Source organism: Bacteroides sp. GM023 (assembly GCF_014750685.1).
In the GTDB taxonomy this organism is placed as follows: domain Bacteria; phylum Bacteroidota; class Bacteroidia; order Bacteroidales; family Bacteroidaceae; genus Bacteroides.
Genome location: NZ_JAAXGE010000004.1, coordinates 83,908 through 99,913, shown reverse-complemented (window position 1 = coordinate 99,913; position 16,006 = coordinate 83,908). Strand labels below are relative to the sequence as shown.

The 16,006-nt window shown below is 46.1% G+C and carries 7 protein-coding genes; 1 reads left to right on the top strand and 6 read right to left on the bottom strand.

The window, feature by feature from the left end; all coding sequences use genetic code 11:
* Positions 1–9 precede the first annotated feature (9 nt).
* The 6 genes from HC965_RS10565 to HC965_RS10540 are packed head-to-tail and all read right to left on the bottom strand — an operon-like array spanning position 10 to position 14,183.
* Positions 10–3,174, bottom strand: coding sequence for a SusC/RagA family TonB-linked outer membrane protein (locus tag HC965_RS10565; RefSeq protein ID WP_191031469.1), 3,165 nt, complete (start codon positions 3,172–3,174; stop codon positions 10–12).
* Between the two features lie 46 nt (positions 3,175–3,220).
* Positions 3,221–4,903, bottom strand: coding sequence for a fasciclin domain-containing protein (locus HC965_RS10560; RefSeq protein ID WP_191031468.1), 1,683 nt, complete (start codon positions 4,901–4,903; stop codon positions 3,221–3,223).
* A 44-nt stretch (positions 4,904–4,947) separates the two neighbouring features.
* On the bottom strand, positions 4,948–6,747 hold the full coding sequence (locus HC965_RS10555) for a fasciclin domain-containing protein (protein ID WP_191031467.1): 1,800 nt from the start codon (positions 6,745–6,747) through the stop codon (positions 4,948–4,950).
* A gap of 24 nt (positions 6,748–6,771) precedes the next feature.
* Entirely contained in the window at positions 6,772–8,388 is a 1,617-nt protein-coding gene (locus HC965_RS10550; RefSeq protein WP_191031466.1) for a RagB/SusD family nutrient uptake outer membrane protein, read from the bottom strand.
* Between the two features lie 11 nt (positions 8,389–8,399).
* Positions 8,400–11,726 (bottom strand): TonB-dependent receptor, encoded by a 3,327-nt coding sequence (locus HC965_RS10545; protein ID WP_191031465.1) that lies wholly within the window; start codon positions 11,724–11,726, stop codon positions 8,400–8,402.
* 36 nt (positions 11,727–11,762) lie between these two features.
* Positions 11,763–14,183, bottom strand: coding sequence for a fasciclin domain-containing protein (locus HC965_RS10540; protein ID WP_191031464.1), 2,421 nt, complete (start codon positions 14,181–14,183; stop codon positions 11,763–11,765).
* Between the two features lie 326 nt (positions 14,184–14,509).
* Here HC965_RS10540 and HC965_RS10535 point away from each other — a divergent pair, with 326 nt between their 5' ends.
* The gene (locus tag HC965_RS10535) at positions 14,510–16,000 is read left to right on the top strand and encodes a glycoside hydrolase family 28 protein (RefSeq protein WP_191031463.1); all 1,491 of its coding nucleotides are present in this window, start codon (positions 14,510–14,512) and stop codon (positions 15,998–16,000) included.
* Positions 16,001–16,006: the final 6 nt, after the last annotated feature.

Here is a 16,006-nt window from a genome sequence, read left to right as displayed (position 1 = left end):
TACTCCTTTTTATAATCCTAGTTTTAATCCCACATAAAATGTGCGCGCCTGCGGCGTCATAAAAGCATCAATGCCATAACCCAACGGGTTGGTACTGGCGCTGAATTCGGGGTCGTACCCTTTATACTTCGTCCAGGTGCAAAGATTTTCCGCTACGGCATAGACCTGTATAGCTGTAATGATACCCTTTTTTATAGGCACATCATACGCCACCGTCAGATTCTTGAATTTCAGATAAGAACCGTCTTCAATCCAACGGTCGGAAAAACGGGCATTTCCCATCGGGTCGCCGTAAGTCACTTTAGGCATACTGGTAACCTGTCCTTCCGCTCTCCAACGGTTCAAGACTGCCTGTGTCTGATTTTCCATTCCCGACATAGATTCCAATGTGCGGCGGGTATAATTATAGACATCATTTCCCAGGGAATAAGTAAACCGGGCTGAGAAAGTGAAATTCTTCCACAGGATACGCGTATTCAATCCCCCGTAAATATCCGGGTTGGGATTCCCAATCACTGTCATATCTTCCTCATTGATATATTTATCGCCATTCATGTTCACAAACCGTACATCACCGGCTTCGAACGGCACGTCTGCCAAACCGGAACGTACTTGCAGTCCGTCCGCTTTTGCTTCTTCCGTAGTGGTGTATACGCCATTCGTCTTATAACCATAGAATACTCCCATAGGTCTACCTACTTCCGTAAGAATAGTTCCGTCGGCAATATCCGTCAGGTAACTGTTTCCTTTCAGTTCGGTTATCTTGTTTTTATAATGCGATACGGTTGCTCCCAAATCCCATTTTAACGAAGGCAGGTTGAGTACGCGGGCATTGATTGCTACGTCAACACCTGTGTTTCTCATCTCTCCGCTATTATCTATGTAGGTAGAGAAACCGGAATAGGAAGTTATGGGTGAATAAGCAATCATATCTTTAATAGTGGAACGGTAGACGTCCACACTCAATGACAGGCGTTCATTTAGTACAGCCACATCCATACCGGCATTCAGACGAGCCATCCGTTCCGGTTTCAGATACTTGTTCACCAGATTTCCCCGCACCAGTCCGTAATTACCCAGTAAATTCTGTGAGGAATAATAACGGCGGGCAGCGTAATTGCCAATATCATCATTACCGGACATAGAATATCCGGCACGGATTTTCAGTAAATCCACCCAGGGCAGTGAACGCATAAAGTTCTCCGAAGATACCACCCAGGCTGCCGACAATGCCGGAAAAATCTGGAACTGGCCTATATCTTCCCCATAGCGGGAAGAAGCGTCGGCCGAAAGGGTTGCATTCACAAAATATCTGTTCTTCAATGAATAGGCGACATTGCCATAGAACGAAAGCCAATTCCATGTTCCAATGGAACCACCCATCTGACGCAGGTCGTTCAATCCGTACTGCAACGAGCGGAATCTGTCACTGGTCGAATTGAACGATTTACCCCAGTCGTCCTCACTCCGGTTATTGAAATAACGCATACCCAATGTAGCATCCAACTGGTGCTCTACACCCAACTTAAACAGATAATTGGCACGAGTCTCATCAAACAAGGAGAATATGCGCTCCGTACGATACTGCATCTGATTGGTTATCTCGGATGTAGCGACGTCCTCATAAGGGATTCCCTTCTCCGGACGGAAAACACGCTCTTTCTCCTTATTCAGGCGAAGTCCGAAACGGGTGCTCAATGTCAGCTCTTTCCAAATCTTATATTTAAGATGTATATTGGCAAAGAATCCGTAGCTAGTATTCTCCTGCATCATATTATCTACAATGGCAGTCGGATTTGACATACCGAAAAGGTCTACTTCCTCGTAGTTCGGAGATAGCTGGTCTTGTTCGTTATAAGTGAAGCCCGCCATAAAGGGAGATTTGACCAATGAAGCATAAATCGGATTCTGCAGACTGGCATTTCCTTCCTGCATCAGGTTCTTTTTGCCATACACAAAGTTCATATTGGTCTGTACCTTAAACTTCGGTGAGAAGTTTATATCCGTATTGATACGCGCCGAGAAACGGGAGAAGTCAGTACCTTCCACCAGTCCTTCGTTTTGCAAATATCCCAACGATAAGGCATAGAGTGCGACATCATCGCCACCCATTACGCCAATGGAGTAATTCTGCTTGAATCCCTGTACAAACAACTGGTCTTGCCAGTTTGTATTTTTGTTGTAACGGTAATAATCGGCATTTCCCTCGTATCCCCAAGGATGCTGTTCGGGTTTCGTATCGTTGATAAACGGAAGTTTCTGTATGTCACCGGCAGAATATCCCCGACTCTGATATACGTCCATCAGATAACGTTTTGACTGCACGGCATCCAACATCGGAATACTGCCCGGTTTCAAGTTCATACCGGTCGTTATCTGCGCGGTTATCCGTGTTTCGGCATCTTTGGCACGTTTCGTTTCAATGACAATAGCGCCATTACTTCCTTTTACTCCATACAGCGTAGCCGCATCCTTCAGGACAGTAATCCGTTCAATATCCTTCACATCAATCGTACTCATCGGAGTAGACAAATAGCCGTCTATCAGGGATACCCCTGCCGAAAGGTTTTCCACTACCATTCCGTCGATAATCAGCAATGGCTGGTTGTTGGTGTAGATAGAGTTGAATCCTCCCATAAACATATTCGCGCCGGCATTCTCCATACCTGAACGGAATAAAGTGTTCAGTCCCGGTACTGTTCCCTGAAGCAGCGCTTCAGGACTGGTGCCCGGATTCAAGGAATTGTCCCCGTTCAACTGGGTAAGAGCCGTTGTCGTCTGACTGCCCGCCATATCTCCCAGCGGTGTCAATACATCCTCAAACAGACTTTTATGCGTCTCATCATACAAACGCACCGTTATCTCTTTCTCACCACGCAACGGAATCCGTTTCTGCTGGTATCCGGGACTTGAAACCAACAGTTCCACCTCATATGAAGGAATCCGGATTGAGAACTTACCTGACTCATCCGTCATAGCCGTACTAAGACCCGGCACCGCAACACGCACACCATTCAACGGACTGCCCGTAGCCGCATCCACAATCGTCCCCGATGCCCTTTCCTTATACTCTATCCGCTTCTTCACTTTCAGTGTACGCACTTTCTTGTTGAACTTCTGTGCATTCCCGGATAAAGCAAATACACAAGCTATCAGAAGAAATATATATTTCATTTTATTATTCATAGCATTATCTTTCCTTTAGTCGTTTCACTTCTCGTCACTCTCCATCCGCTATGCGGGGAACAAACTTGATGTAATCAAGAAACATCATTCCACCCCGTTGGCTCGCTTTCGAATATTCATGGCAACCGGCAGTGTTGCAAACCATCAACTGCACCTCTCCCATCCGCGGCACTTCAAAGTCATAAGCGTCCGCTTCCTCTACCGGCGTAGTAGGAATCATATAAGAGCCCAGATTATATTTACGGAGATGTACCGGAGTGTTTTTATACGTCTCATCACCGGCTATCGAATATCCCGCGAAACCACATTCTTTTCCCCAATAATTATTATCTATCGAAGAAGTAGTCCCCGACGGACGCCGCAGCGCCGGATCACCCGGCATGGAAGCCAGTAATTTCTGACACACCGCAAGCGTGGTGGCCACGTCCGCTTCTTCATTCTGCCTGATATGGTTCGCCATATCATCATACGACCCCAAGTATACATCATAAATCACTGAATTCAGGTTGACTGCATATTGAAGATAGAAGTTGGCATCAGTATTCATATTACTCGTATTAAAAGTGAAGGAATACTCCGCTCCGGTGACTGGGTCTGTCTGATAACTTCTTGAAGAAACCATCACATCTTTCCCGCCGCTTGCCCATGTACGCAGACGGGTATACGTTTTGGAAGCAGCATAAGTAGCCAGGTAATCTTCCGCTTCCACGATGACCGTCTTTACCTTATTCTCTTTTATCTTGATATCCACCCCGTTCAAGAAACGTATCGTTCCGTTCGAAGCCTGATATTCTCTGACTCCGCCCAATTCAAAAGATACCGCTTTGGAAAAATCAACTTCTACACCACTTAAAGCCGTTGTCGTTCCCGGTTTGAAAACCAAATCCCGGATTAGTTCGTCTGTCACCAAAGAATCCGTAAGTTCTTCACTGCTCTGATTCATATATTTGGCGTATTTTTCTTTCAGGCTCTGAAAATTCGCCTGCCTCAGCAAAACAAAAGTATAGGTGGAATCCTCGTTGTTGACCGGCATCTCCTCGAAGAAATAATTGCGTGTTGTCCAAACCGTATCATACACGGGCTGCCCTTTTTCATTCACTCCTTTTTGTATACTCCTGTCCTTATCCATTATCTTGGTGGTCTTGGCATACAAGCTGTCCAACTGTTCATACTCTTCGGGATACAATGCGTGTAAATGCTGCAAGTACTCATCAATATTCATCAATGGAGCCACCACCTTGTCCACTACATGAAGCATTCCGTTGTTACAAAGTATGTCCGAACGCTCCGGTTCGAAGGCAAGTTCGCCCGTTATCCTGTTCTTTCCGTTAATCATCTTCAGTTGATTGCCCATCTGCAAGATGGTCGTCAGATTGAAAGTGCCGAAAGCGATATGGTTTCTTACAATCGCGAGTTTCGCATCTTCATTCCATTCACCCTCCGCCAAACTTTCCACATAGCCTGAAAGGGCTTCGTTGGCAGGCGCAAGAATCGTATATTCATAGGCTCCCTGCAATACCTTGTCATAGCCTGTTTCCTGCAACAAAGCATAAAAGCCTGAAAGTTCCCCATTCGCTTTGACAGCATCCAGCACATTTCCTTCAAGAGTAGGCATATCTACCGCCACATGATTGTCCCACTGGTTATTGCAGGCTGCAACCAGTGTCGCAGCCACTAATGCCAATGCCCATCGTATCTTATTGAATTTTCGTTTCATTACTTTTCGTTTATCGATTATTTATATTCCACGTCCTCCTGTTCTCATTCATACGGCCATACTTCCTCTTTGCCCGGAGAGTACTCACCTATCTCCATTCCTGTCAGGTCGAGCATAGGCCAAACCTGGTCTTCGGTTGTAGGAATAAACTGAATCATATCCAGCATGATATCGAGGGAAGCATCTTTCTCCAAATCAAACCGCAATACATGACGTCCGCTCGAGAATACTTTGATAACTCCCAATAAGTTACTGTTCATATAGACATGCGGATAATAGGTGTACTGTTTCCATCCGTAATTAGTCTCCATAGCAGCGTGGTCTACCATTCTGACTCCGCGCTCGTCGGTCTTTTCCTTGCCATCCGCACCCTTCACATAAGAAATGGCGGAAATACGTTTTACCGTTACAATCTTATCCAGGATTTGGTCTTCTTGTCCTTCCTGTCTGAAAGTGGTTTTAAGAGTCGGGCCGTTCTTACCGGAATCCGTATGACGATAGCATAACCACACCTTATACGTTCCTTCAATCAGTAAGGGGAGCGTAAACTCAACTGCTGTAATCATATCGCTCTTTCTCATGCGGAAGGTCAGGTAATCACCATTGACACACTGCATTTGCTGATTCAATACAGGCTTATTCTTATCCAGTACCTGCCCCACCGTATAGGTTATGGCAGCAGTACTACTTCCGCGTCCGTATTCTATCTTAATATCCTGTGTCAACTGCCCTTTCTCAAATTTCTTTGTCTCCTTGAGATAAGAAGCGGACGCCTTGACTTCCGGCAAAGTACACACATCGAAGTTTACCCGGTAAGGTGCTCTTTCTTTGATTTCCAACATACCATCCACTTCCTGCAATACGCCATCCGCACAAGTCCGGTCTGCATATTCGCTATCCCGTATCAGGTCTATTCCCGGTTCGTATCCGGCTATACTGTTGAATCTGTTCAACACAATCTTTTGTCCGTCCATGATACAGGCAATCACCTGATTTTCAACCTTCGTCATCACAGCCGAACTGCTCATCAAGTCCACTACATACTGGCGACCGGTTCCGATATGATAAGCGAGGAAGTTTTGAACCAATGTCTCGCTGTCATTTATACCCGGAGTATTCTGCTTCAGGCGGGTTATCAGCTCGCTCTTATTATGGATTCCTTCCATATTGAATGTTTCATTACTTTGCACATACACTGTATAGCAAGTATCGGTGGTCATCACCGAATTGAGATAACTTTCATACTCGGCAAACAAATCTACAAAAAGAGAGTAACGTTCCATCGGCAAGACAGCCACCTGCTCGCGCAATGTCAATTCAGGCTTTTCCAATACGGCATCCACAATATGCAGGATACCGTTACCCAAGACAACATCTTTCGTCAGTAGGCGCGCATTGCGGTCTACTTCCACATATACGGTTCCGCTTTCATCGCTCTTAGTTTGCGTAGTGAGATAATAGTCACGTATATTAGCTGTCGGCATCTTTCCGTCCTGGAAGCGTGATGAGGTAATCGTATCGTTGATTATATGATAACCTACACACCCGTTCGCTTCTTCTTTGGAAAGCTGTTCTATATCTATCCTGTTTTCTTCCAGGTATTTTCGTACGGCATTATCGGTCGGCACCAGGCAAGTATAAGCTCCATAGGCATGCAACATTCCCCGATAGTCGGACTTATCGACAATCTTAAGGAACTCGCCTAAATGTTCCGCCATATATTCGTCGAGCATCTGCTGTTCAGTGGTCTGATATACGGTTCCATCAAGGGGGTCATCGCAGGCATTCAGGAAACAGAGCATTAACAAACTCACAATCAGGTTCAATCCTATTTTGTTTTTCATATTCATATAGATTCCTCCCATTGATTAGTTAGCATAAAATTCATTTTGTTGCAGCAAAGGATTGGCATCCACTTCTTCACTGTAAATAGGTAAATAATGACTGTGGTAATTGCGATACTTAGCCTTCAGGCTGTTTACCTTGCTGGCCGGAGCGCTATATTCCGCCAGTGTCATCAGATAATTGATATTATCGCCTTCATAATTATTGCGTTTTGCCTGACGCAGCACGTCAAACCAACGTTTCCCTTCGAAAATCAATTCCCGTGCCCTTTCCGCCAACACAAATTCTTCCATTGCCTTTCCGCTGTACGAACCTTCCGTTTCCCCGATGTCCGTAGTAACCACTGCGGTAGAACGGTCTCTTATCACTTTCACCGCCGCATACGCTTCTTTCAGCAATTCCTGGTTATCACTGTCCAAAATAGCCATTTGGGTCAATGCTTCGGCTTTCATCAGGTAAATTTCAGCAAGGCGGTAGATGATAAAGTTATTGGTATATTCTTCCTGCGCACGTTCCGAACCGTTCGGTTCCACGCCGATATATTTCCAAAGGCAGGACTTACTCTGACAAATCACACTGCGAATATCAAAACATTCGCCACTATAAGCCTCATCTCCCAACGGTGGAAAAATATCTGAATTCACACGTTCCGTTTTTACTCCGATAACCCCTCTTCCCGAACTCATAAAGCTATAAAAAGGATTCAGGTTGTCAGTAGCGAATTGCAATTCAAAGATGCTCTCCATAGAGTTTCCTTCATAATAAATCTGCTGGAACAGGGAGTAATAAGAAGACTGGTCAGGAGCATAATATATATCCGTTGTTCCTTCTTCCGTATTTTCCACTTCTACCTTCCGGCTTTCCACAGGAACCAACAGTAATTGTCCCGAACCGATAATCTCGTCGCATTTACGGTTGCATTTTTCATATTCTTCTTGCCACAGATAGATATCAGCCAACAATGCTTTTACAGCCCACATCGTTATGCGACCTTTGTTTTGCGCGACGTCCGTAGAACTGTATTGTCCCGGTAAATAATTACCGCCCTCTACCATTTCCAGGTCAGCGACCAAACCTGCCAAAATCTCTTTCTCACTACTCTTGGCTACACTCATCTGTTGCGAACCGTTCACATAGGCTTCGCGTATAAACGGCACTTCCCCGAACGCTCTTACCAAATAAAAGTATATCAGGCTGCGGATAGCAATAGCCTGTCCTTCATATTCTTTGAGTTGCGCTTCCGAAAAAGTAGGGTCATTGGCCTGGGCGGTAGGAGCAAACTTCAGTATAGTGTTGCAGATATTAATCGTCTGATAAAAGGAAGCCCAGTCCAAATAGGTGTTATCTATGGAGATTTCACCATTAAAGACACTCACAATACTGGAGTTCGTCCTTCTTCCGGTAGTAATCATATCCGCACGCCATTCGCCATAAAGGAAAAGACGCTGTACCAGTGCACTCGCCGTCATGGAGAGATACGCGCCGTTCACCACCGAACGGACATCTTCTTTCGTTTTCCAAAATTCATCCAATGGCACGCCGTCATTGGGCATCAGATTCAGCCAGTCCGAACAGGAAGTTGTTGCCATTCCTTGCAAGGCCAATAAGCCAATCATTATATATTTCGTTATTTTCTTCATAATCTTCCGTTTTAAAAAGTAACACTCATACCTAATGTAGCCGTAAAAGAACGAGGGATGCGGGAGTTGTCCTCACCCATTTTAAACGCACCTCCGGTCAATGCTATTTCCGGGTCCATACCGGAATAGTTCGTCCATACATACAGATTACTTAATGTAGTCCATATCTGGCAGCTTTGCAGGAAAGTACTCTTCAACTGTTTTTTATCGAAGGTGTACTTCACTGTCAACGTCTTGAAGCGCAGGAAAGAACCGTCTTCCACAAAGCGGTCGGAACCTAAATAGTTGTAGGCATTCTTCGAACCGTACACCGCTCTCGGCAGCAAATCGGTCGGTGCCGTCGATTCATCTTCATACGGATGTCTCCAGCGACGAAGTACCGCCTTACTCTGATTATTGTAGGATGCCATATTTTGCAGGCTCATTCCCATTTTGTTGATGACTTTGTTTCCATAACGGAAATTAAAGAACGCACTTACACTGATACTTTTATAGCGGATATTAGGACCAAAACCACCCGTCAGTATCGGGTTGGCATTCCCTAAGTAAACAACGTCCTGATAGTCGATATTACCATCGTGATTGATGTCTTCGTATATCGCATCTCCCGCCTTGAACTGATAGTCGATGGTAGGATAAGCAAAGCGCATCTGCACCGGAGTCCGTTTGCCGCTTGCGTCATACGAGTAAATCTTGTTGCCACTTGCGTCACGGGCAATGGTTTGATCGTCATTCAGATACACTCCTTTATAACGGAATCCATAAATCGCACCTATCGGCTGTCCCAACTCAAACCGGCGGACATACTGCCCGTTGGTTGTCAACACACCTTTCTGCATCGGATACTGGTCGGGTACGTCCAGAATCGAGTTGATGTTACGGGCGAGATTGATGTTGAAAGAAATATTCCATGCTTTCGAGCGGTATGGAACCGTGTTGATAGAAAGCTCGAATCCCTTGTTTTCCATAGAACCGGAGTTGACATCTGCCTTGGTGAAACCGGTGGTAGAGGGCAAGGACAAGTTTTGGAAGTATTGGTCTTTCGAACGTTTCCGGTACACTTCCACGTCGATATTCAAACGGTTCTTGAAAGCCGCAAAGTTCATACCCAGGTTTATCTGTGTCGTTGTTTGCCACTTCAGGTTGCTCAATTCAAGATTGGCGGGGTAAACACCCGTTTCACCCAAATAAGAGTATTCATAAGAGTCGTAAAGACTGATATGCGTATAGTTATTATTGGTTTTCGGTGACGAGCCGTTCAGACCGTAGCTGCCACGAAGACTCAGTTCATTCAGCCATTTCTTCCACGGCTTCATAAACGGTTCGCCGGAAAGTCGCCAGCGCAGGGAAACACTCGGGAACAATCCCCAACGATTTTCTTTCCCAAAACGGGAGTTACCGTCATAACGGGCGGTCGTATTGATAATATAACGGTCGAGCAGACTATATTGAATACTTCCCATCATTCCGACAGAGCGTTCCTGCTGAAGAGTGGTGGAAGAAGTCAGATAACTGGCACCGGTCACACGTGAAGGGATAGACGGGTCTTTCAGATAGGGACTCGCCAAGTTACCTCCCGTCAGGCGGAAGTTGGTAGAGCGCTTGTCGGAAGTAGTCAGTGCAAGCAATCCCTGAAAACTATGTTTCTTGCCGAGGTCAGGTGTGAATATCACTTTGTTCATCGTATAGATAGTGAAGGCTTCGCCGTCGCGGTCGTCCGCACGGTTCACCGTTGCTTCATTCCAGGGACGTCCCGTAGCCGTTTGCGGCAGGAAAGCGTTCTTTTTATTATTGGATACGTTCAGGCTGAAGTCCGACTGGTAGCGCATCCATGACAACGGTCGCCAAATCAAGGAAAGATTAGATACCACGTTGTTGGATAACGTCTGAAAATAACCATCCTTCGCCATTGCCACAGGATTGTAAACGCCTCCTGAAGAACTGCCCGGGTTCCATTTCCCCTGCGGGGATTCCTCGGGAGTAAAGAAGTTGCCGGTCCATAGTCCTATCTCGTTATATTCGTACACACTCATGTTCGGCATACGCGTGAAAGCCATGCTCGTGGCATTCTGCCCGGTAGAGAAATAAGAAATATAGTTTTTCCGGTCGTCAGTGCGTGTATACGCCATGCTGGCGGAGAACTTTAGTTGTTTCGAGATGTTATAATCCACGTTCAGACGGGCATTGATACGGTCTAATCCGGTTCCTATCACAATACTGTTGGAATTATAGTAACCGATGGAAGCACGATACTGTGCCTTGTCTCCACCGCCACTGATAGAAGCCGTGTGGTCCTGAGTGAATCCCGTACGGGTTACTTCGTCATACCAATTGGTGTTGGCTCCGTAGTTATAGAAATAATAAGGCTGATTGACATCATAAGCAAATTCAGGGTCGGTTGTCGGGTCATAAATCTTCCCGCTATTCATCAATGCTTCCTGTATCAACGTCGTATATTCATCTCCCGAAAGAGTCTCGATACCATGAGGACGGCTGATGACCGTACCTTTGAATGTATAGGAGATGCGGGGCTTGCTTACTGTTCCCCGTTTGGTCGTAATCATCAATACACCGTTGGCTGCTTTCGCGCCGTAAAGGGCGGTAGCTGCCGCATCCTTCAACACTGTGATTTCCTTGATATCGTCCGGAGCCACATTCAACAGTTGGGAGTATTCTTCCTCGTCCGCCGTCGCAAAATCAAAATCGTCATCTACAGAAACATCATAGGGGAATCCGTCCACTACAATCAGCGGTTGTGAAGACCCCGTCATGGAAGTCGTACCACGGATTCGTATCGACATCCCCGCTCCCGGATCGCCCGAACTCGCCGCAATATCCATACCGGCAATACGTCCCTGCAAGGCATCTTCCACACTGGGCGCAGTCATTCCGTCTTCCAAATCGCTCATGGAGATGCGGCTCATGGCTGTTGTCAAATCCCGTTCGCTAATATCCATCATACCATTGTTCACTCGTTTGCTCCCAATGATAGTAGCGCCTTCGAGCATCACCGTCTCATCCTGCATGACAATGTTAATCGTCATTTTTCCTTTTACGGGGATGGTTGCTTTCTTCATACCTATATACGTAGCCACCAGATTATCTCCGGCACGCGTCTCCACACGCATACTATAATTACCGTCCATATCGGCAACTGCATTTCCTACCACACGCCCATCCTTGTTGACCAGCAATACATTCGCTCCCGGAAGAGGCAGCTTGTCAATAGCTGCTGTCACTACGCCCCGAATCACCACCTTCGTTTGTTGGGCGGATGAGAGTGCAGGCATACAACACAGTACTGTCAGAAGGATGAACTGATATACATATCTTCTCATTATCATTGTGTTTAATTAGGTAAATATTAGATTCAATTATTCTTTGGGATGTGTTGTAAACCCAATGATGCCATCTACGGCATGTATCACAGACAAGGGGCCTACATAGTTACTCTTACCAAACGTGCGTACGACATTGACCGGTGCATATCCCTCCACCTGAAGCCAGTCGTTTTTGGTTATATCCCTGAAACGGAAGGTCAAACGATTGTCCGCCAGTTTGGAGACAACCACCGCAGTAGTGACCGACCATAAATCCAGTTCGCTATCCGTCAACTTGTAGACCGTATTCAATGCAAGGCTTTCATTCTTTCCCGGTTCTATATAAGGCATCCCGTCATCCGGCACTACTGTTCCGGTAAGGAAACAAAGTTGTATGAAACGCTCAACCATTGATTTGTCTTCCGGCTCAAAGGCATCGCTACCGCCGGGCAAAGCAGGAAGAAGGTCCGAGCCCACCGCATTTTGTATCGCTTCGTCCGTAGGAATCAGGACTGTATAATTAGTGCTCTCCCGGATAAAGGAAGGAGAAGTTCCGCCGTAGACTCTATCCATATATTGTTTGAATAAACGGCAGTCACTATTCTCTGCTGCATATGTGGTGATGCGGTCGTAAAGTTTAGGGACGGTAAACGCAGCCGTACCGCCGGTGTTGCGCGGGCTGTATTCTATCATGGTTCCGTTCGTAATACGAAAAACGTGTCCGTTGATATAGTCAAAATCCACTTCTTCCACCTCTACTTCCGTACCGTCAAGGATATTGCCCAACCCTTGCAGCTTGTTATCTTTGAAGCGTATCATATCTCCATAGATATTTACTGCATAGCCATATCCGTCGTAAGACAGTTGGGGGAATCCGGTAAAGTCATCCAGTTCCGTCAACTCCTTCGTGCGTTTGAATACACAGGAACGGAGCAGTCTTTTCATGCGGTCTTCCGCGTCGGAAGAAGCAGCCAGGTTCTCATTCAGAAACTTACTGTTCACTTCGTCATAAGAGAATCCGTCCGCTTTCAGCAATTCGTCCGAGGGAAGTACCATGATATAATCCACTTCCTTATCGCCGGTCAACTTACTTTTGGTCATCTCCGGTATCCAGTCATTGATAAAAAACTTCTCATAGGCTATATTCGCCAAGTTACGGCAGTCTTTATTCAGCAGGATTTCGGAATAAACAGTGGTGAAGTATTTGCTTTGCACGATTTCTTTCGTGTCATACAGCACACCGTTGCTGGCAAAGCTGCTCTTTGTCACACAAGCATCAAAATCCGGTCCGTCTTTCCCTTCGCCATTCAGATATTCTTCATTGGAGTTCTGTTCCGAGGCAAAGTGCGAAGGCCATACAATACGCGGCACCATGTGGGCTTTCAGGAAATAGGTCAGTGCGGTCAGTGAAAGTTCTGACAAGTCCCCCACTTCGGCACGCTCGCGCAGCATTTCCGCAAACCGCTCCACAGACTCGTTGGAAGGAACAAGCAGGGTATATCCGTGTTGTTCCGTCGTACCGCTTTCCGTACCTTTATAGTCTTCATTATTTAATAAGTAGGGCAAGTTCTGATAAGTCTTGCAATAAACTGCGGAAATATTACGTTCCGGATAAAGTTTCTTATATACTTCGGTTGTGTTTTCACCCAACAAGTAGGAGACAAACAAATAGGAACTTCCTACTTTCGTTTCTAAAATCTTGCGGAAGGATTCGTGCCCGTCTCTTTTCAGCATCTCATCCAGGTTGTCCAACGGCAAATTGACTGCGTCTACCTCGTGGATGATTCCATTTTCGGCATACATATCCTTATTCGATACGCTTCCGGCAGCAGCATTCAATCCTGAGTAAGCAGCATATGGAAAGAATTTCTCATAATCGGCCGCAGTCAACAGATTCCCCTTAAAATAAGAATCGGTGAAGATGGGTAAGAACTTATAGGGAGTAACGACAGCCGTCACATCGGCAGGACTGTCCACCACCCATTGTTCCACTCCGTCGATAGTCTCTTTATAAAGTGTCTTATAATAAGAGGAGCGTTTCTTGATAGAAGTACCGGTTTCCCAGACACTGCTGTTCAGCACATCGCCCAGGCGGGCAGTCTCGAAACGGTTGAATACCATCGAATAAGCGACAATCTGTGTCAGCACATCCACGGGAACTTCATCGACGGAAGTATAATTGTGTCCGGAGAGGAATTTGCGGAAAGCCTCATCATTCGGGGCAAATACGGTATAATTGCCCGCTCCTTTGAGAATGGAGCTATACAACGTCTTATCCGCCGCATGGAGATACATGGAGAAATTACCTTTCCCGGCCAATACATCATAAATAGGTGGTTCTAACCACGAAGGACGTTCATACTGTTCCTCCGTATCGGTACAACCTGCCAGTGACAGCAACATCAACAAGACCAGGCTGCAAGTTACCAACCGGCTGAAACGTTTCTTGCATAAACCAAATAACGCGTGTATCATAGTCTTAAAATTAAAAGAGAGTTATCAACAAGATTTTATTATACGGCAAAGATAGGAATGCCTACCCTTGTCGAGAATGGACATTCGTACTTTTATATGGACTATCAATGTACCCCATTCCAAAGGGGTTCTAACCGCGGATTTCAAATAAGGATGGACTTTTTATGTGATTCATGGACATTCTGTCACAAGCAGTCAATATATAAGAAATAGTCCATGCTTTCGTACACCACTCCATTCGCCGCTCCGATAAAAGCCGCTAATTTAGTCGAAAAAATTACGTAGACAATATTTCTTAGAAATCTTAATCACCAAAAGTTTATCAAATGAGAATAAACAGCATTCTTACTTCCCTCTTGACCGGTGTACTCCTGACAGCCTGCAATCCCGGCAAACAGACCCATCACACCTATGACTGGGGGAAACTGCCGCAGCAAGTGGACTTGAGTTGGGCAGACAGCGTTGGCAGCAGACAGCAACCGGACGGGAGAATTATATCCGCCAACTCTTTCGGCGCAGTGGCGGACAGCACCCGGCTTAGTACGGAAGCTATTCAAAAGGCGATTGACGAGTGTTCCGCCGCAGGGGGCGGAACTGTGACCCTGGCTCCCGGATATTATTTGGTGGGAGCTTTGTTCATTAAAAGCGGTGTCAACCTACAACTGGATAAGGGGGTGACCTTACTCGCTTCTACTGATATAAACAATTATCCTGAATTCCGTTCGCGCATCGCCGGCATTGAAATGATATGGCCGTCGGCCGTTCTTAATGTCATCAAGCAGAAGAATGTAGCTATCAGCGGCGAAGGTATGATTGATTGCCGCGGAAAGAAGTTTTGGGAGCAATACTGGAGCATGCGCAAAGAGTACGAAACCAAAGGTTTGCGCTGGGCTGTGGATTATGACTGCAAACGTGTGCGTGGCATCCTGGTGGAACGAAGCACGGACGTGACTTTAAAGGACTTCACTCTGATGCGTACCGGCTTTTGGGCTTGTCAGATTCTCTACTCCGACTATTGCAGTATCAACGGGCTCACTATCAACAATAATATCGGCGGACGCGGGCCGAGCACGGACGGTGTGGATATAGATTCTTCTACCAATATATTGATAGAAAACTGTATGATAGACTGCAATGATGATAATATCTGCCTGAAATCGGGCAGGGACACGGACGGCCTACGCGTCAATCGCCCGACGGAGAATGTAGTCATACGCAACTGTACCACCCGCAAAGGTGCCGGACTTATCACCTGCGGAAGCGAAACTTCCGGCGGCATACGGAATATCCTCGGGCACGACCTTACAGCCCAAGGTACCTGGAATGTATTAAGACTAAAAAGTGCCATGAGCCGGGGTGGTATCATAGAAAATATCTACATCACCCGTGTCAAAGCAGACAGTGTGCGCTATGTATTGGCCGCCGACCTGAACTGGAACCCGCAATACAGTTACAGTATCCTGCCCGAAGAATATTCGCATAAAGAAATACCCGAACACTGGAAAATTCTGCTTACCCCGGTAGCGCCTGAAGAAAAAGGGTATCCCAAATTCCGCAACGTTTATCTTTCGCATATCAAAGCTACCAATGTCAGAGAGTTTATCTCCGCATCGGGATGGAACGATACGTTGCGTTTAGAGAATTTCTTCCTGTATGCCATCGAAGCACAGGCACAGAAAGCGGGGCGAATCCGGTATAGCAGAAACTTTAATCTGGCGGAAATCATGTTGGATACCAAGGATAACACCACTATTGCATCCGAGAACAACGATCAATGTAATATTCATCTGAAAAGTACGCCTTCCGGAAATTTATAGAAACTA

Coding starts and splice junctions, on each gene's coding strand:
- HC965_RS10550 (WP_191031466.1), bottom strand. CDS start 8,388: ATGAAGAAAATAACGAAATATATAATGATTGGCTTATTGGCCTTGCAA.
- HC965_RS10555 (WP_191031467.1), bottom strand. CDS start 6,747: ATGAAAAACAAAATAGGATTGAACCTGATTGTGAGTTTGTTAATGCTC.
- HC965_RS10545 (WP_191031465.1), bottom strand. CDS start 11,726: ATGAGAAGATATGTATATCAGTTCATCCTTCTGACAGTACTGTGTTGT.
- HC965_RS10565 (WP_191031469.1), bottom strand. CDS start 3,174: ATGAAATATATATTTCTTCTGATAGCTTGTGTATTTGCTTTATCCGGG.
- HC965_RS10535 (WP_191031463.1), top strand. CDS start 14,510: ATGAGAATAAACAGCATTCTTACTTCCCTCTTGACCGGTGTACTCCTG.
- HC965_RS10560 (WP_191031468.1), bottom strand. CDS start 4,903: ATGAAACGAAAATTCAATAAGATACGATGGGCATTGGCATTAGTGGCT.
- HC965_RS10540 (WP_191031464.1), bottom strand. CDS start 14,183: ATGATACACGCGTTATTTGGTTTATGCAAGAAACGTTTCAGCCGGTTG.